General features: G+C 72.1%; 17 protein-coding genes. 5 read left to right on the top strand and 12 right to left on the bottom strand.

The features are described 5' to 3' along the window. Positions 1-131: 131 nt before the first annotated feature. Both AB0C19_RS21715 and AB0C19_RS21720 read right to left on the bottom strand, forming a co-directional pair. Positions 132-677, bottom strand: coding sequence for a TIGR00730 family Rossman fold protein (locus AB0C19_RS21715; protein ID WP_357188015.1), 546 nt, complete (start codon positions 675-677; stop codon positions 132-134). After that, a complete protein-coding gene (locus tag AB0C19_RS21720) occupies positions 677-1,531 on the bottom strand; it encodes a TIGR00730 family Rossman fold protein (protein WP_357188017.1) in 855 nt (284 codons plus the stop codon). The genes AB0C19_RS21715 and AB0C19_RS21720 overlap by 1 nt, the downstream gene beginning before the upstream one ends. A 154-nt stretch (positions 1,532-1,685) precedes the next feature. Between AB0C19_RS21720 and AB0C19_RS21725 the strand changes: the two genes are divergently transcribed. After that, on the top strand, positions 1,686-1,844 hold the full coding sequence (locus AB0C19_RS21725; RefSeq protein ID WP_357188019.1) for a hypothetical protein: 159 nt from the start codon (positions 1,686-1,688) through the stop codon (positions 1,842-1,844). Between the two features lie 50 nt (positions 1,845-1,894). Here AB0C19_RS21725 and dapE read toward each other — a convergent pair whose 3' ends face one another. Beyond that, positions 1,895-2,968, bottom strand: coding sequence for a succinyl-diaminopimelate desuccinylase (gene dapE / locus AB0C19_RS21730; protein ID WP_357188021.1), 1,074 nt, complete (start codon positions 2,966-2,968; stop codon positions 1,895-1,897). Between the two features lie 78 nt (positions 2,969-3,046). Between dapE and dapD the strand changes: the two genes are divergently transcribed. Continuing rightward, a complete protein-coding gene (gene dapD / locus AB0C19_RS21735) occupies positions 3,047-4,006 on the top strand; it encodes a 2,3,4,5-tetrahydropyridine-2,6-dicarboxylate N-succinyltransferase (RefSeq protein WP_357188023.1) in 960 nt (319 codons plus the stop codon). A 51-nt stretch (positions 4,007-4,057) separates the two neighbouring features. Here the strand turns inward: dapD and AB0C19_RS21740 are convergent, their stop codons facing one another. Beyond that, positions 4,058-7,477, bottom strand: coding sequence for a S8 family serine peptidase (locus tag AB0C19_RS21740; RefSeq protein ID WP_357188025.1), 3,420 nt, complete (start codon positions 7,475-7,477; stop codon positions 4,058-4,060). 76 nt (positions 7,478-7,553) lie between these two features. Here AB0C19_RS21740 and AB0C19_RS21745 point away from each other — a divergent pair, with 76 nt between their 5' ends. After that, a complete protein-coding gene (locus AB0C19_RS21745; protein WP_354943066.1) occupies positions 7,554-8,111 on the top strand; it encodes a sugar O-acetyltransferase in 558 nt (185 codons plus the stop codon). Here the strand turns inward: AB0C19_RS21745 and AB0C19_RS21750 are convergent. From AB0C19_RS21750 to fdxA, 5 genes are read right to left on the bottom strand one after another with little or no spacing between them, the layout of a single operon-like run. Then, positions 8,108-8,755: a nucleoside/nucleotide kinase family protein gene (locus AB0C19_RS21750; protein ID WP_357188028.1), complete on the bottom strand. Its 648-nt coding sequence runs from the start codon at positions 8,753-8,755 to the stop codon at positions 8,108-8,110. The genes AB0C19_RS21745 and AB0C19_RS21750 overlap by 4 nt on opposite strands. Beyond that, on the bottom strand, positions 8,755-9,405 hold the full coding sequence (locus AB0C19_RS21755; RefSeq protein ID WP_357188030.1) for an SIMPL domain-containing protein: 651 nt from the start codon (positions 9,403-9,405) through the stop codon (positions 8,755-8,757). The genes AB0C19_RS21750 and AB0C19_RS21755 overlap by 1 nt, the downstream gene beginning before the upstream one ends. A 10-nt stretch (positions 9,406-9,415) precedes the next feature. Further along, positions 9,416-10,435: a prephenate dehydrogenase/arogenate dehydrogenase family protein gene (locus AB0C19_RS21760; protein WP_357188032.1), complete on the bottom strand. Its 1,020-nt coding sequence runs from the start codon at positions 10,433-10,435 to the stop codon at positions 9,416-9,418. A gap of 22 nt (positions 10,436-10,457) precedes the next feature. Next, the gene (gene dapC / locus AB0C19_RS21765) at positions 10,458-11,561 is read right to left on the bottom strand and encodes a succinyldiaminopimelate transaminase (RefSeq protein WP_357188073.1); all 1,104 of its coding nucleotides are present in this window, start codon (positions 11,559-11,561) and stop codon (positions 10,458-10,460) included. Further along, on the bottom strand, positions 11,558-11,884 hold the full coding sequence (gene fdxA / locus AB0C19_RS21770; RefSeq protein WP_030490464.1) for a ferredoxin: 327 nt from the start codon (positions 11,882-11,884) through the stop codon (positions 11,558-11,560). The genes dapC and fdxA overlap by 4 nt, the downstream gene beginning before the upstream one ends. 79 nt (positions 11,885-11,963) lie before the next feature. Between fdxA and AB0C19_RS21775 the strand changes: the two genes are divergently transcribed. Then, positions 11,964-12,935, top strand: coding sequence for a GNAT family N-acetyltransferase (locus AB0C19_RS21775; protein ID WP_357188034.1), 972 nt, complete (start codon positions 11,964-11,966; stop codon positions 12,933-12,935). Between the two features lie 44 nt (positions 12,936-12,979). On the opposite strand, the gene AB0C19_RS21780 is transcribed toward AB0C19_RS21775, so the two are convergent. From AB0C19_RS21780 to mshB, 3 genes are all read right to left on the bottom strand, one after another. After that, entirely contained in the window at positions 12,980-13,444 is a 465-nt protein-coding gene (locus AB0C19_RS21780) for a hypothetical protein (RefSeq protein WP_357188036.1), read from the bottom strand. Positions 13,445-13,559: 115 nt separating this feature from the next. Further along, on the bottom strand, positions 13,560-13,997 hold the full coding sequence (locus tag AB0C19_RS21785) for a hypothetical protein (protein WP_357188038.1): 438 nt from the start codon (positions 13,995-13,997) through the stop codon (positions 13,560-13,562). Positions 13,998-14,014: 17 nt separating this feature from the next. Then, positions 14,015-14,941, bottom strand: a complete 927-nt coding sequence (gene mshB / locus AB0C19_RS21790; RefSeq protein WP_357188040.1) for an N-acetyl-1-D-myo-inositol-2-amino-2-deoxy-alpha-D-glucopyranoside deacetylase — start codon at positions 14,939-14,941, stop codon at positions 14,015-14,017. An 87-nt stretch (positions 14,942-15,028) separates the two neighbouring features. Here mshB and AB0C19_RS21795 point away from each other — a divergent pair, with 87 nt between their 5' ends. Continuing rightward, positions 15,029-17,173: a prolyl oligopeptidase family serine peptidase gene (locus tag AB0C19_RS21795; RefSeq protein WP_357188042.1), complete on the top strand. Its 2,145-nt coding sequence runs from the start codon at positions 15,029-15,031 to the stop codon at positions 17,171-17,173. The last annotated feature ends 22 nt before the right edge of the window (positions 17,174-17,195 follow it).

Here is a 17,195-nt window from a genome sequence, read left to right on the forward strand (position 1 = left end):
CCACCGTCGATCATTAAGTTAGCGGCGCGACACGCCGAGAGCGACGTCGCTAACTTCATGATCACCGCGAGCGGGCCGGGACCGGGCCGGGACGCGGCGGGGCGGGGTGGGGTGGGGTGGGGTGGGGTGGGTCAGGTCAGGTGGGATTCCAGGACGTCGAGGGCCTCGCTGACGGTGGTGGTGACAGTCAGGAGGTCGCGGCCGGCGGGCTTGAGGAAGGTCTGGTCGGCCAGCGCGTCGAGCCAGTCCAGCAGGGGGCGGTAGAACCCGTCGGTGTCGATCAGCACCATCGGCTTGGTGTGCAGGGCGAGTGTGGCGGTGGTCCAGACCTCGAACAGCTCGTCCAGCGTGCCCAAGCCGCCGGGCAGGGTGAGGAAGGCGTCCGATTTGTCGATCATCAGGGTCTTGCGGCTGGCCATCGAGTCGGTCACCAGCAGTTCGTCCGAGGCCAGGTCGGCGACCTCCAGGTCGACCAGCGACTGCGGGATCACGCCGACGGTGCGCCCACCGGCGGATCGGGCGCCGTCCGCCAGCGCGCCCATCATGCCGACGCAGCCACCACCGCTGACCAGCGTGTGCCCGCGCCGGGCCAGCTCCGCGCCGGTCTCGGCGGCCAGGTCCAACCAGCGCTGATCGAGGGTACGAGAGGAGGCACAGAAGACGCAGATCGCCGCCATCAGTCGTGATCCCGAGCCTGCTCGGCGGCGGCCTGCTGGTCTGCGCCGGTGCGCGCGACAGCCTCCTCGCGGACCGCCTCCTGCTCGGCGGAGAGAGCGGCCTCCGATTCGACGATGTACCGGACCGCCTCGTTGACGTCGTCGGTGAGGCAGATCAGATCCAGGTCGACCGGCCCGATCTTGCCGGTGGCGGCCATCGTGCCGCGCAGCCAGTCCAGCAGGCCCTGCCAGTAGGCGACGCCCATGAGCACCACCGGGAACCGGGTGACCTTGCCGGTCTGCACCAGGGTGAGCGCCTCGAACAACTCGTCCATGGTGCCGAACCCGCCGGGCAGCACGACGAACGCCTGGGCGTACTTGACGAACATCGTCTTGCGGGCGAAGAAGTAGCGGAAGTCGATGGCCAGGTCGACCCAGTCGTTGATGCCCTGCTCGAACGGAAGCTCGATGCCGAGCCCGACGGAGAGCCCACCGGCCTCGCTGGCGCCCCGGTTGGCGGCCTCCATCACGCCGGGCCCACCTCCGGTGATGACCGCGTAGCCGGCTCGGGCCAGTGCACCGCCCAACTGCTCGGCCAACTGGCACTCGGCGCTGTCCGGCGCGCTGCGCGCGGAGCCGAAGACGCTGACCGCTGACGGCACGTCGGCGAGGGTGTCGAAACCCTCGACGAACTCGGCGAGGATGCGCAGCGCGCGCCAGGCGTCCTTGGTCTTCCAGTCACCCCGCCCCCGTGAATCCAGCAGTCGCTGGTCGGCGGTGCTGCTCGGGATCGCCCCTCTGCGCAGGGTGACCGCACCGCGATGCCGCTCCTGTCCCGGACCGCGACCGGCCTCCCGCCCGTTGCTCTGGCTCATGGGGCAACCGTAGTGGAGCAGCACCGGCCGGGTGCGCGGGGCGGGGACGCCGAGAAATTGTTCGGGATCAAGGGCAACTATTCGGCGCTCCCGTACGTCTTACTATTCACATACCGGGTATGCCCCGGCGCGCGCCTTCGGGGGAGGAGACAGCGTGATCAGTAACAGCGAGATGATCCGGATCCGTCGCCAGATGCAGCGACGGATCCGAGACGTGGTGGCCGAACGCCGCCGCATCCGCCAGCAGAACCCCATCCCCACCCCCTCCGGGACCGATCAAGAGGTTTGCGTCGCCGACAACGGGCCAGGCTGACGCAAACCTCTTGATCACCGGAACGACCGGACGCGACGGGGCGACCAGGGTCAGGCCGGGGCCAGCCAGCGGTGCAGGGTCGCCGCGCCGTCGCGGATCTTGCTGATCTCGACGTGCTCGTCGGGGTGGTGGGCGAGGTTCGGGTCGCCCGGGCCGAAGTTCAGCGCGGGAATGCCCATCGCCGCGAACCGGGCCACGTCCGTCCAGCCCAGCTTGCCGATCGGCGCGGCGCCGACCGCCGCCAGGAACTCCTTCGCGGGGGCCGCGTCAAGCCCGGGCGCGGCACCGGCGGCCGTGTCGGTGACTGTCAACGCGAAGCCGGCGAACACCTCGCGCAGGTGCGCCTCCGCCTCGGCCGGGGTGCGGTCCGGGGCGAACCGGTAGTTGACCTCGACCTCACAGAGATCGGGAACCACGTTGCCGGCCACCCCACCGTTGATCCGCACCGCGTTCATGCCCTCGCGGTAGTCGCAGCCGTCGATGGTGACTCGGCGCGCCTCGTACGTCTGGAGGCGTCGCAGCACCTCCCCGGCGGCGTGGATGGCGTTGACCCCGTGCCAGGAGCGCGCCGAGTGGGCGCGTACGCCGGTCGTGGTGACCACCGAGCGCATGGTGCCCTGGCAGCCCGCCTCGACGATGCCGTACGTCGGCTCCAGCAGCACCGCGAAGTCCGCCTGCAACCACTCGGGGAACGCCTGGGCGACGAGGTTGAGCCCGTTGTACCGGGACTCGATCTCCTCGGCCTCGTAGAAGAAGTACGTCACGTCGTAGCGCGGCTCGGGCAGCGTCACCGCCAGGTGCAGCGCGTACGCGGTGCCGGACTTCATGTCGGAGGTGCCGCAGCCGTACATCAGGTCGCCGCGCATCGTCGACGGAAAGTTGTTGTTCAACGGCACCGTGTCGAGGTGCCCGGCCAGCACGACACGCTGCGACCGACCGAGGTCGGTACGCGCCATCACCGTGTTGCCGTGCCGGTGCGTGGTCAGGTGCGGTACGCCCCGCAGCACCTCTTCGACACAGTCGGCGATCGCCTTCTCGTTGAGGGACACGGACTCTATGTCGACCAGAGCGCGGGTCAGCTGCACCGGATCGGCGAGGACCTCGGGGGTCAGCGGGTTCTCCATGGTTCGCACGGTACCTTCAGGTCTGTCAGCGCGAGGAGCGAGCCGAGGTCAGCCCGGCCGTGACCGAGAGGTGTAACAGTGACGTCCGCAGATTCCGCCTGGGGCATCGGCCTGGCTACGGTCACCGCAGACGAACAGGTGCTCGATACCTGGTACCCGACCGGCAAGCTGGGCCTGGGCGAGCTGCCGCTGGTCGCCGGCGAGGACAAGGCGGACGTGCTCGACCTGCCGCCGGCCGCGCTCGGTGACCGGTCCCTGCCTGGCCTGCGTACCGTGCAGGTAGTGACCGTGATCGGTTCGTTGGACGACCCGATCAAGGACGCGTCCGACGCGTACCTCCGGTTGCACCTGCTCTCGCACCGCCTGGTGCGACCCAACCAGCTCAACCTGGACGGCATCTTCGGCAAGCTGGCCAACGTGGCCTGGACGTCCGCCGGGCCGTGCCCCCCGGAGCGGGTGGACGAGCTGCGGGTGATCGAGCGGGCCGCCGGCCGGCACCTGGCGGTGTACGGGGTCGACAAGTTCCCCCGGATGACCGACTACGTGGTGCCCGCCGGTGTGCGGATCGCCGACGCCGACCGGGTCCGCCTCGGCGCCCACCTGGCCGCCGGCACCACTGTGATGCACGAGGGCTTCGTGAACTTCAACGCCGGCACCGTCGGCACCTCGATGGTCGAGGGGCGGATCGTGCAGGGCGTGCTGGTCGGCGACGGTTCCGACATCGGCGGCGGGGCCTCCATCATGGGCACCCTCTCCGGCGGCGGCACCGACAAGATCAGCATTGGTGAGCGGAGCCTGGTCGGCGCGAACGCCGGCGTCGGGATCTCGCTCGGAGACGACTGCGTGGTCGAGGCCGGCTGCTACATCACCGCCGCGTCGAAGATCACGCTTCCCGACGGCCGGGTGGTCAAGGGCCGGGAGCTGTCCGGCGTCGACGGCCTGCTGTTCTGGCGCAACTCGGTCACCGGCGCGCTGGAGGCCCGGCCGCGCACCGGCCGGGGCATCGAGCTGAACGCCGCCCTGCACGCCAACGACTGACGGCCCCGCCGGGTCCGCGGCGCTCGGCCGCGGACCCGGACGGGGTACGCCTCAGCGCAACCGGTACGCCTGGATGATCCGTTGGGTCACCGTGTTGCCGGCGGTGTCCCGCGCGGTGGCCCGCAGCGACACGTGGCCGGCACCGGCCGGATGCCGCAACACTGCCGACCAGCCGTCGGCCGAGGTGCGGACCAGCTTCGCCTTGCCCCAGGTCTTTCCGCCGTCGTACGAGACGTCGACGGTGAGCTTCTCCACCCGGGTGGCCGGCGAGCCGGGCTGCCGCTGCACCCGTACCGGTACGACGAAGCCCTGACCGGCCGGAGCGCTGTTGTCGACCCGCAGCGGCGGCGCGAAGCGCACCGCCGACAGCGGCAGTCGGGCCGGCGTCTCACCGGCGACGTGCCTCGACCGGAAGGTCCAGCTGGACTCCACCTCGGTGCTCAGATCGGTGAAGCTTCGCTTCGACGACGTGACGAGCCGGTAGTCCGCCGCACCCGGTGGCACCGCGAACTCCCCGTAGCCGGCGTACTCGCTCTCGCCGACCAGCTTGCCGTTGCGCCAGAGCTTGGTGTGCTCACTGTCGCTCAGCGAGAAGCCCGGGTGCCCGGCCGCGTCGCTGAAGATCGGCACGTCGACCAGGATGGTGTCGCCGACCCGGGTGACGCTCTGCTGCGGCCAGCGCGGGTTCGGGAAGGACGGTCCGTACGGAGCCTGGTTCCAGATCTCCTGGACCGTCCGCCCGGCCCGGTACGCGGTGGAGGTGGAGACGAGCGCTGCCTTCGGGGTCAACCACCCTTCCTCGTCCACAGTTCCGAAGAGGATTTCGGATTCCCACTTCACGCCCTTGGTGTTGTAGTACTCGACCCGCTGGCCGGGCACGACGGTGGGCAGGATCACGGCCGAGTAGCCGACGTTGTACTCCAACTCGGGGAGCACGATCCGCTCGGCCTTCATGCCCGGGTAGCCACCGCGGAACTGGTGCACGACGGTGGCCAGGTCCCGTCGGGCGTAGTCGCGGACGAACCCGGTGGGCATTCGGCCCGGGATCGCCTCGGCCAGCGCGTACAGGTACGGACTGTTGGCCGAGTCCGGCGTGGTCCAGTTGCTGCTGACGGTGGCGACGAACTTGTCGGCGGAGACCGGCTTGCCGAGCTGACCGCTGGTCAGGCCGGTGAACGTCTCCGCCCAGAGCCCGACGCCGTACCCGCTGCCGTCGTCGGCGGTGAAGTTGGCGCTGAGGTCGATCAGTTGCGGGACGGCGGTCCGGTCCGGCACCGTCGTCCGTACCGGCTTGGCCCGGCGAGCGTCCACGACGATTCGGGTGTCCTGATCGACAGTCAGTTCGGGCTGTGCCAGCAGGGACATCCCGCGCTGCTCATCCTCCGGGCCGGGCTCGAAGACGAGGCCGGTCAGGCCGTAGTGCCCCTTGGGCACCCGCACTGTGGCCACCCCGTCGGAACTGGCGACGTCCCAGAAGCTGTAGGTGTCCAGCCCGACCAGGGACGTCCAGTGGTCCGCCGTGCGAGCGCCGGCCCGGTTCAGGTGCTCCACTGTGAGCGTGTAGCTCTCGACCTCCCGGTGCACCGCCAGTGGAGTGACAGCGACCGCCGCACCGGAGCGGGCCACGATCCGACCGGTCCAGTAACCGTCGGCGTCGCCGAGCCGGGTGTCAGTGGTGACGGTAGTGGCGGCCGTGCCGCCCGCCGGCACTGTGAGTTGGCTGGCACCCAGAACGAACAGGCCGGCCGGTAGCGCCCGACCGCCGGGGCCCGCGCCCTCGATGCTCAGGTCCACTGTGACCGGGGCCGGGCCGTCGTTGCGCCAGGTCACCGTACGGGTGATCGGGGCGTCGTCGGCGTGCGGCCAGAGCGTACGCCCGAACGAGACGCTCACCGGGTCGGTGGTGATCTGCTGGGTGATCGCGTGTGCCACGTCGACCCGCCCGGCACCCTGCTGGTAGGCGGTCTGGTCCGGGTGCGGCTTGGCGGCGGCCATCAGGGTGGCCTTGAGCCGGTCGGCCCGCCATCCCGGGTGCTGCTGGGCCAGCAGCGCGGCCGACCCGGCCACGTGCGGGGTCGCCATCGAGGTGCCGGAGAGCGTGACGTAGCGGTCCCCCACCGGATCGCCGATGACGCCGGTGGCGGACCGCGCGGCGACGATGTCGACGCCGGGCGCGGTGATGTCCGGCTTCAGCGCGTCGTCGCCGACTCGCGGTCCCCGGCTGGAGAATTCGGCCAGCTCGTCGTCGCGGTCCACAGCGCCCACGGCGAGCGCGGCGTCAGCGGAGGCCGGGGAGCCGACCGAACCGTCCGAGCCGTCGTTGCCGGCGGCGATGACGAACAGGGTGCCGGTCTGGGCGGTGAGGGTCTGCACGGCCTCCTCGACCGGGTCGACCTCCGGGGTGTCCCAGCCGCCGAGGCTCAGGTTGACCACTGCGGCCTTCTTCTCCACAGCGGCCCACTGCATCCCGGCGAGGATCGCCGAATCGGTGCAGCCCGCGTCCTCACAGACCTTGCCGTCCAGCAGCGTCGCGTCCGGCGCCACACCCCGGTACTTGCCACCGGAGGCGGCGCCGCTGCCCGCGATGGTCGAGGCCACGTGGGTGCCGTGGCCGACAGTGTCCCGAGCGTCGGCGACCTCGGTGAAGTTGCGCGCCTCGGCCACCTTGCCGGCCAGGTCCGGGTGGGTGGCGTCGACGCCGGTGTCCAGCACCGCGACGGACACCCCCGTACCGGTGAACCCGGCCGCCCAGGCGGCGGGCGCGCCGATCTGCGGCACGCTGTGGTCGAGGGTCACCCGTCGATGACCGTCCAGCCAGATCCGCTCGACGCCCCCCGCCGCGTCGAGCCGGGCCCCAGCGGGACCGGTGGCGACCGTCTCCCACACCGCGCCGAGGGAGGACTTGTCGCTGTTCAGGGCGGCACCGCGAATCAACGGCAGGTCGCGGGTCAGCCGCGTGCCGGGCAGAGCGGCCGAGGCACGCTTGGCGGTACCCGTCGAGCCGTACTCCACCAGCAGCGGCAGGGTGTTGCGGTTGGCGTCGTCGTAACCTGCCTCGACCAGCCCGCTGACGTCGAAGAGTCGCCGGTCCACCCGACCGGAGCGCAGCAACGGCACCGCGTCCGTCGGCGTCACGGTGAGGCGGCCGCGCTCGCGCTGGACCAGGAACTGCACGTCCTCGCGGCCGGCGCCGGGCCGGACCGAGGCACCGGACGCGGTGACGGTGACCCGGTCACCGGTGATCAGCGTGACAGTGGTCGAGCGGTTGGTCGGGTGTCCACCCGGAGTGGACTGTTGGTCGGTGTCGCCCGGTGGGGCGGGCACGGCGGCCGTGGCTGAGGCGGGAGCCGGCGCGGAGAGCGCCAGCGCGAACACGAGGCCGAGAGCGGCCAATTTTCTTCCCTGGTGCAACGGATCCTCCTCGTCAAGCGTCTTGATGGATGGAGTCACATTGACAACCCAGAATTGCATACCGGGTATGTAAAATGAAGGCCAAAAAATGACGGACCCGCCACGAGCCGACGAACCGGGCCGGCATGATCGGGCGGTGACCTCCATGAAGGACAAGATGCTCGCCGGTGAGCCATACATCGCCGACGATCCCGAGATCATCGCCGACCTGGACCGGGCCGCCCGACTGATGGAGCGCTTCAACACCAGTCCCGCGGCCGATCCGCAGGCCCGGATCGCGGCCCTGCGTGATCTCCTCGGCGAACTGGGCGAGGACACCTGGATCCGCCCACCGTTCTACTGCGACTACGGCTGGCAGATCCGGATCGGCCCGCGCAGCTTCGTCAACTACAACGCTGTCTTCCTCGACGTCGCTCGGATCACCCTCGGCGCGGACGTCCAGGTCGGCCCTAACGTGCAGCTACTCACCCCGACCCATCCGGTCGAGCCCGGCCCGCGACGGGACAAGTGGGAGGCGGCCAAGCCGATCACCATTGGCGACAACGTGTGGCTCGGCGGTGGCGCGATCGTGCTGGCCGGCGTGACGATCGGCGCGGACACCGTCGTCGGCGCGGGCGCTGTCGTCACCCGGGACCTGCCCGCCAACGTGGTGGCCGTCGGCAACCCGGCCCGGCCGGTCCGCGAACTCGGCTAGACCGTCGGCGGATCCGACAGGCGGACCACCAGGTCGGCCCGGTCGGCGGTGGGGGTGATCAGGGCGGCGTTCGACTCGTCGCTGCCCAGCGCCCACGCCCGTGCCTGCTCCGGAGACCGACCGAACGCCTCGTGCCGGGCGGTCAGCCGGCGGTGCCGCACCTCGGCGTCCAGGTCGAGAAACCACGCCTCGTGCAGCAGCGGTCGGATCTCCTGCCAGGGGAAGTCCGGCAACAGCAGGTAGTTGCCCTCGGTCACCACCAGCCGGACCGACGGCGCCACCTCGATCGCGCCGGCCACCGGCTCATCGAGCTCCCGGCGGAACTCCGGCGCGAAGACCGACGTCGGCTCCAACCGGCGCAACCGGCGCAGCAGCGAGACGTACCCATTGGCGTCGAAGGTGTCCACCGCGCCCTTGCGGTCGGCGCGACCCAGGCGGACCAGTTGCGACTGCGCCAGGTGAAAGCCGTCCATCGGCACCAGGCAGGCGGCCGACCCGATCTCGGCGACGATCCGCTCCGCCAGGGTGGACTTCCCGGCGCCCGGTGCGCCGGCGATGCCGAGCAGTTGTCGCGGGCCGGCCTCGGCGAGCACCAACGCCCGCGCCACCAACTCGTCGGCGGACAGCACCCGGGCCTGCGGCATCAGCCCAGAACCGGGTCGCTGATGGTGAACCGCGCCTGCACCGCAGCCTGCACAGTCTGCGGCTGCGGGTCCAGCTCAAGCTCCGGCGGACCACCGCCCGCGCCACCACCCGAGGCGAAGGCCGCACGGGCGAACATCGGCCGGTCGGCGGGGCCCGCGTCGGCCAGCTCGATCAACGAGGTGACCTGGGCGCCCAGCGCCTCCGCGTACTCCCGGGCCCGCAACAGCGCGTCGCTGATCGCGGCGTGCCGTGCCGCACGATGGGCCGGGCTGTCCGGGCGAAGCTCCCACCACGGGCCGGCCACCTCGACCTGGTCCTGGTCGGCGAGCCGGAGCATCAGCTCACCCAGCGTGGTGAAGTCGGTGACAGTGACGGTGGTGGTGACGCTGCCGTGCCAGGCGACCACCCGCTCACCCGAGCGCCGGGTCTCCGGCCGCACCCGCAGGTCGCCGGTCTCCCGCCGCGCCACCGCCGGCCCGGAGCCGTCCAGCAGCACCCGGACCGCCGCGGCCCGCTCGGCCAACCGGGTCAGCGTCGCCTCCCGGTCCCGGTCGCGGGCTGTCGCGGTGACCGCGAACCGGGCCAGCTCGGGCGGCACCTCCCGGTACGCCTCGCCGCGCACCTGCACCACCGGACCGTCCATCGCCATGCCCCTCAGCCTAGTCAGCGACGGGGCGCCGCGCCGCGTAGGAGACGCTGTCCGCGTCGACGTGCAGGCCGGTCAGGTAGCCGCCGGCCACGCCCAGCTCGCGCAACCAGGACACCTCTGCGGCGTGGTCACCACCGGCCGGGAACTGCCTGTCGTACGCGTCGAACCGCCGATCGCGCAGCGCCACCCGGGAGGCCCGCGCCTCGTCGTAGCGCGCGATGAGCCCCGGGGCGTCATCGGCGCGCAGAGCGGCGGTCAGATCGTCCAGGAACGCGGTGACCTCGGCCAGCTCACGCAGCACCCGATCCCGGTTGCCGAGCAGCATGTTGGCGGTCCGATCGGCCGGGGTCCCGGCGACCCGGGTGCCGTCGGAGAAGCTGCCGGCGGCGAGCGCGAGGATCGCGTCGCGCAGTGGTGCGCGCTGCACGGCGCCGGCCAGCGCGCCGGCGAGCAGGTGCGGCACGTGTGAGGCGAGCGCGGCAGCCGAGTCGTGCTCCGGGGCGGACATCGGCACCACCCGGGCCTCGAAGACCTCCACCAGCAGCTCGGCCAGCCAACGGAAGGCGGTGGTGGCCGTTCCGGGCGCCGGACACAGCACCCAGGCCGCGCCGGTGAGCAGGTCGGCTCGCGCGGCCGTCAAGCCCGCCCGGTCGGTGCCCGCCATCGGGTGGCCGGGCACGAACCGGTGCGTCAGCCCCTGCGCGGCGGCGAACGCCGCCACCTGCTCCTTGGTGCTACCGACGTCGGTCAGCACACAACGCTCACCGGTCATCGCCGCCACCTCGACCAGCGTCGCCGGCAGGGTCGGCAGCGGCCCGCACAGGAAGACCACGTCCCGGTCGGTCACCGCCTCGACCAGGCGGTCCGGCGCGGGTACGCCCACCCGGCGGGTCTCCCGCCGGGTGGCCTCGTCCGGGTCCCACCCGACCACGTCGATGCCGGCGGCGACCATTCGCAGCAGCACCGAGCCGCCGATCAGGCCGGTGCCGACGACCGCCGCCCGGACCCGTGCCCCTGGCCTGTCCACCATGCTCGACCGCCCGGAGCCGCGATCAGGCGAGACGTGCCGCGACGCCGGCGATGTGCTCGTCGGACTCGGTCAGGGCGACCCGGACATGCTGCCCGGCCGTCGGGCCGTAGAAGACGCCGGCGGCGACCAGGATGCCACGTCGGGCCAGCCAGTCGACCGTCTGCCAGCAGTCCTCACCCCTGGTCAGCCAGAGGTACAGGCCAGCCTCGGAGTGCTCGACGGTGAACCCGGCACCGGTGAACGCCGCGGTGAGAACCTCCCGCCGAACGCGGTAACGCTCCCGCTGCTCCTCGGCGTGTCGCTCGTCCTCCAGGGCGGCCACCATGGCCGCCTGCACGGGCGCGGGCACGATCATGCCCGCGTGCTTGCGGACCTTGAGCAGCTCGGCGACGAGCGCCGGGTCACCGGCGACGAAGCCAGCCCGGTAGCCGGCGAGGTTGGACCGCTTGGAAAGCGAGTGCACGGCCAGCACCCCGGCATAGCTGCCCCCGCTGACCTGCGGAGACAACACCGAGACCGGGTCGGCCGACCAGCCCAGCGGCAGGTAGCACTCGTCGCTGGCGACAACAGCGCCACGTTCGCGGGCCCAGTCGACCACCTTGCGCAGGTGCGCCGCGGGCAACACCCGGCCGGTCGGGTTGCCGGGCGAGTTGACCCAGACCAACCGCACCCGCGGGGTCGGCCCGAGCGAGGTGAGCGAGTCGGTGCGAACGACTGTGGCACCGGCCAGCCGGGCGCCATCCTCGTAGGTGGGGTACGCGATCGACGGCACCACCACCACGTCACCCGGGCCGATGCCGAGCAGCGTGGGCAGCCAGGCCACCAGCTCCTTCGAGCCGATGGTCGGCAGCACGCCGAGACCGTCGACGCCGGCGCCACAGGCTCGGGACACCCACGCCGCGATGGCGGCCCGCAGCGCCGGGGTGCCAGCGGTCAGCGGGTAACCGGGAGCATCGGACGCGTCAGACAACGCCCGCCGGATCACCTCGGGCACCGGGTCGACCGGCGTACCCATGGAGAGGTTGATCAGACCCTCCGGATGCGCCGCGGCCAACGTGGCCGCGGCGTCCAGGGTGTCCCAGGTGAACTCGGGCAGCCGCGACGAGACCGGCGCGGGCCGGTTCAGTGGCCCTCGCCGCGCGGCGGCTGCGCGGCGACGAAGGTGGCGTCCTTTTCCACCTTGCCGACCTTCGAGGCGCCACCGGGCGAGCCCAGGTCCTCGAAGAACTCGTAGTTCGCGCCGGTGTAGTCCTTCCACTGCTCCGGGACGTCATCCTCGTAGAAGATCGCCTCCACGGGGCAGACGGGCTCACAGGCACCACAGTCGACGCACTCGTCGGGGTGGATGTAGAGCATCCGATTGCCCTCGTAAATGCAGTCGACCGGGCACTCCTCGATGCATGCCTTGTCGAGCACATCTACGCACGGCTCGGCGATGATGTAGGTCACCGGTCTTCTCCTCCGCAAGACTCGCCGCGATCTCCCGCGACGGTATGAGCCTAGTATCTCGCCGGGGAGGGGGTCGATCGTGCTCCGACAGCAGGATGTGGGACACCGGATCGTGGTCCGCCGGATTGTGGGGATTCGCGAGGGCCGCCCGCAATTTTCCGATGCCCTGGGCGAGCTGGTGGAGCTGAGCGAGACTCATCTCACGCTGGCCACCGCTCAGGGGCCGCTTCGGGTCCCGGTGGCGCAGGTCCACCGCGCCAAGCGCGTTCCGCCGACCCGTCGGCCGACCGCCGCGGCGGTCGTGGCGTTGGAGCGGGCCGCCGACGAGGCGTGGCCGGCACCGATCCGGGGCCGACTCGGTGACTGGCTGCTCCGGTCGGCCGAGGGCTGGACCGGGCGCGCCAACTCGGCGCTGCCGATCGGCGACCCGGACCGACCACTGGCCGCCGCTGTCGACGCGGTGGAGCGCTGGTACGCCGAGCTGGGCCAACCCGCGCTGATCAACACACCGCTGCCCCTCGCCGCTCCGGTCGGCGCCGAGCTGGACTCCCGTGGCTGGGGCACCCGCCCTCCGACGCTGGTGCAGACCGCGCCGCTGCCCCTGTTGGCGTCGACGCCCGCCACCGGCCAGGCCGACGGGTGGGCCAGTGCGGTCGTCGAGCTGACCACCGCGCCCAGCGACGAGTGGCTGGCCATCGCCGCCGGCCGCAAGGGCGGCCTGCCGGACGCCGCCCGGCACGTCCTCACCGCCGTGGACCAGGTCCGCTTCGCCCACGTGTACGCCGACAAGGCCCTGGTGGCCGTTGGCCGTGGCACGGTGACCGGCCAGGGGCGCTGGTTGGGCCTCAGCCTGATCGAGGTGGTACCGGCGGCCCGCCGCCAGGGGTTGGCCAGCCGCGTGATCCACGAACTGGTCAGTTGGGGCGCGTCCAGCGGCGCGACGCACGCGTTCCTCCAGGTCGAGCAGCGCAACGCGGCGGCGGTCGCGCTCTACCAGCGGCTCGGCCTCGTCACCCACCACACCTACCTGACCCGGGTCGCCTCGAACTGACCCGCGAGGCGAGCCCGGCACCGCTTGATCGGGCTGGGCGGTGATCAGCGGCGGACGACGCGGCGGGGCTTGGCGGCCTTGACTTCGGCGTACCGCTTGAGCTGCTGAGAGCGGTAGTCACGGCCGAGCGCGATGAGCACCAGGTAGCCGATCAGCAACCCGGCGCCGGTGGCGAGCAGGTAGAGCCAGATCTGGGCGAAGAACGTCGCCGCGCCGCCGTCGAACGGGTTGTGACCGACCAGCAGGGGCCCGACCAGCACGGTCAGCAGCATCGCCACCGGCACCACGAGGGCCATGTCAGCGGCCCAGCCCGCCAGCGGCCGGCGACGACCCCAGCGGAAGGCGACCACGGCGAGGATCAGCCCGATCACCACGAACATCGCGAGCGACACCCGGTCGGCGGCGGTGTCGTCACCCTCGAAGCCGAACCGGATGATCAGTCGGGCGACCACGTTGACCGCGAAGAGTGCCGCTGCGAGCACCCCGATGTCACGCCACCGCTTGTCCATCGCCGGACCCTCCTGCCATACGCCCCGTCGCGGGGTTCGCATCCCTGGCAGGAATATCTACCACCCTTACCTGGGAGACGTCATCACCCGGCAGCAACCCGAAACCAGCCCGGCGTCAACCGCCGAGCATGGGCGGCTGTGGGGCGAGGATCTGCCGGAAGCCCATCACCGCGAAGGTCATCGCACCGGCCACGATCATGGCCAGCCCCACCCAGTTGTCGCCGGCCAGCAACAGGTCACCCTCGTTGGTCCGGATGGCGGCGACCGCCATCAGCGCGAACCACGGCACCGCCGGCAACGCCACCGCCCAGCGACGGCCGACCGCCTCGTACGCGAACCAGCTCAGCACGATGTTGGCGCCGATGGCGAGGAGCACCGACACGCCGATCAGTTGCCCGCCGACGCGGAGCGTGGCGAGCAGCAGCTCCAGTACGCCGGTCAGCACACCGGCGAGGACCACGACGATCCCACCGACCAGCCGGACGCCCAGGTCCAGCAGTCGCGGCGGCGGCCCCGCCGGCGGCGGGGCTTCCTGGTCCTCCACGACCGTCATCGGTGCGGCCGGCACTGTCACCGGAGACCCGCCGCCGCGACCGGGGACCGGTCCGGGGCGGTCTCCGCGGGCAGGCCGGCGAAGAGGTCGTCCTCCCAGCCGTACGGCCCAGTGCCCGGGCCCTTCTCACCGACCGCGAGAGTGAAGAACTCCACGCCCATGAACTCGCCACCGAAGTTGCCGGCGATCGAGTAGAGCCACGAGGTGGCCGGGATCTGGGTGGCGTGCGCCCGCATCGCGGCCTCCTTCGCGGTGTGCTGGTCGGTGCCGTCGATCCGGGCGGCGATTTGAGCGTCCGGGGTGCCGAAGGGCAGGTCGGCGATGTCCTCGATGCCACCGAACGGGTTGTCGGACGACTCGGCGAAATGCGTCATTCCGGCTTCCAGGACGCTGAGCGGCATGGCCGTCCAGTAGACCTTGAGCGGGGCACAGCCCTCGGCGGTGGCCAACTCGACGGCGCGCATGGCCACCCGGTGCGCCTGGATGTGGTCGGGGTGGCCGTAGAAGCCGTTCGGGTCGTACGTGACGAGCACCTGCGGGCGTACCTCTCGCAGGATCTCCACGAGGTGCCCGGCGGCCTCGTCGAGGTCGGCCCGCCAGAAGGCCCGGGGGTGCTCGTTCGTCGCGAGCCCCATCATCCCGGAGTCGCGGTAGCGGCCGGCGCCGCCGAGGAAACGGTGGTCGCCGACGCCGAGCGCGGCGCACGCGGCGGCCAGCTCGGCCACCCGGTACCCGCCGAGCTGGTCGGCCTCGGCGGCGGCGAGCTGCGCCAGCGCGGGCACGTGGATCTCGCCCTCCTCGCCGAGCGTGCAGGTCACCAGCGTGACGTGCGCGCCGTCGGCGGCGTAGTGGGCCATCGTCGAGCCGGTGCCGATCGACTCGTCGTCGGGGTGCGCGTGGACCAGCAGCAGGCGGCGGTCGGGCAGCATCGTCACGACGGTCACTCTAACTGGCGGTTCTCCCCCGGCCGACGCTGACGCGTCCGCCCAGGTCGGCCACATCACCCCCGCTCCCGCTCTACGATTTGGGCTGTGGACTTTCCGGAGCTGGCCGCCCGCACCCGCCGGTTCAGCCACGGCGCGCCACGCGCTGTCTCGGTGGCTGAGGACGGCTCCCGGGTGATCTTCCTGCGCTCCGCCGGGCCCGAGGATCCGGCGGACGCGCTCTGGCTGTTGGACGCGGCCACCGGCGAGGAGCGGCTGGTCGCCGACCCGGCCACCCTGCTCGGCGAGGGCGGGGATGTCCGTTCCCTCTCCCCCGGCGAACGCGCGCTCCGCGAGCGGCTGCGGCTCAGCGCCGCCGGCATCGGCTCGTACGCGTTGGACGCGGCCGGCCGGGTTGCGGTTTTCGCGCTGGCCGGGCGGTTGTTCCGGGCCGATCTGGTGCACGGCGACGTGGTGGAGGTGGCGGCCGTCGGCCCGGTGCTGGACCCACGTCCGGACCCGACCGGGCAGCGGCTGGCGTACGTGACGGACGCGGCCGAGGGCGTGCGCCGGGGTGAGCTGCGGGTGATCGACCCCGACGGCACCGACACCCTGCTGGCCGGCGAGGACGCCGGCGTGAGCTGGGGGTTGGCCGAGCACATCGCGGCGGAGGAGTTCGGCCGGTTCCGGGGGTACTGGTGGGCGCCCGACGGCCGGTCGGTGCTCGCCGCCCGGGTCGACGAGTCCCGCCTGGAGCGGTGGCACCTGCACGACCCGGCCGAGCCGGCGAGCCCCCCGACCGCCGTCGCGTACCCCCGGGCCGGCGGCCCCAACGCGGAGGTCAGCCTGCACCTGCTGGACCTGGACGACGGCTGGGTCGACGTGCACTGGGACCGGGAGACCTACCCGTACCTGACCGGGGTCAGCTGGGGTGAGGGCAGTCCGTTGATCACCGTGCTGCGCCGCTCGCAGCAGCACGGGCTGGTGCTGGCGGTGGACCCGCGCACTGGTGAGACGCAGGTGCACGCCGAGCTGGCCGACCCCCGCTGGGTCGAGCCGATCGCCGGCACCCCCGCGCACCTGCCGGACGGCCGGGTGCTGGTCGGTGGGGAGCTGGCCCACGACGGGTACGACGCCCGGTGTCTCTTCGCGGACGGCACCCTGCTCACCCCGCCGTCGCTGTACGTACGACGGGTGGTGGGTCGGCTTCCGGCCGCCACCGGCCCGGCCGACCTGCTGGTGGAGGCGAGCGACGGCGAGCCGAGCGAGCGGCACCTGTTCCGGGTCCGCACCACCATCGGTGGTGGGGTGGACGCGCGCCGGCTCACCACCGACTCCGGCTGGTACACCGCCGCGGTGGGTGGGGACGTGCTGGCCGTCGGCGTCGCGTCGCTGGACCACGCCGGGGTGCGCTGGACGGTGCGCCGCGGCGATCAGGAGATCGCCGCGCTGCGCTCGTTCGCCGCCACCCCGCCGTACTCTCCGCTGCCACTGCTGGAACGGGTGACCGACCGGCGGCTGCCGGCGGCGGTGCTCTACCCCGACAACCACGTGACGGGTCGGCGGCTGCCGGTGCTGCTGGACATCTACGGCGGCCCGGGGCACCAGGAGGTCGTTGCGGCGCGGGCCGCGTGGCTGGAGCGGCAGTGGTGGGCCGACGCCGGGTTCGCTGTGGTCACCATCGACAACCGGGGTACACCGGGAGTGGCGCCGTCGTTCGAGAAGGCGATCCACCGGCGGGTCGCCGACGTGATCCTGACCGACCAGATCGACGCGCTCACCGCGCTCGCCGGCAAGCACCCGGACCTCGACCTGGGGCGGGTCGGGGTGCGCGGTTGGTCGTTCGGCGGGTGGCTGGCCGGGCTTGCGGTGCTGCGTCACCCGGAGTTGTTCCGGTGCGGAATCGCGGGTGCCCCGGTGACCGACTGGGCGCTGTACGACACCGCGTACACCGAGCGTTATCTGGGGTTGCCGGAAGACGGCCAGGACATCTACGCGCACCACTCGCTCGTCGAGTTGGCCGCCGAGCCGGTCACCGGCCCGGACCAGGCCCGCCCGTTGCTGCTGGTGCACGGGATGGCCGACGACAACGTGGTGGCCGCGCACACGCTCCGGCTCTCCGCGGCCCTGCTGAGCACCGGCCGACCGCACGCCGTGCTGCCGCTGACCGGGGCCACCCACCTGGCCGCGAACGGCACCGCCGAGCGTCTGCTTCCCCTGGAGCTCGACTTCCTCCGCACCCACCTGCTGTGAGCAGCATTCGATAACTGGGTTC

The sequence above is a fragment of the Micromonospora sp. NPDC048842 genome, assembly GCF_040649935.1.
Taxonomy (GTDB): Bacteria; Actinomycetota; Actinomycetes; order Mycobacteriales; family Micromonosporaceae; genus Micromonospora; species Micromonospora hortensis.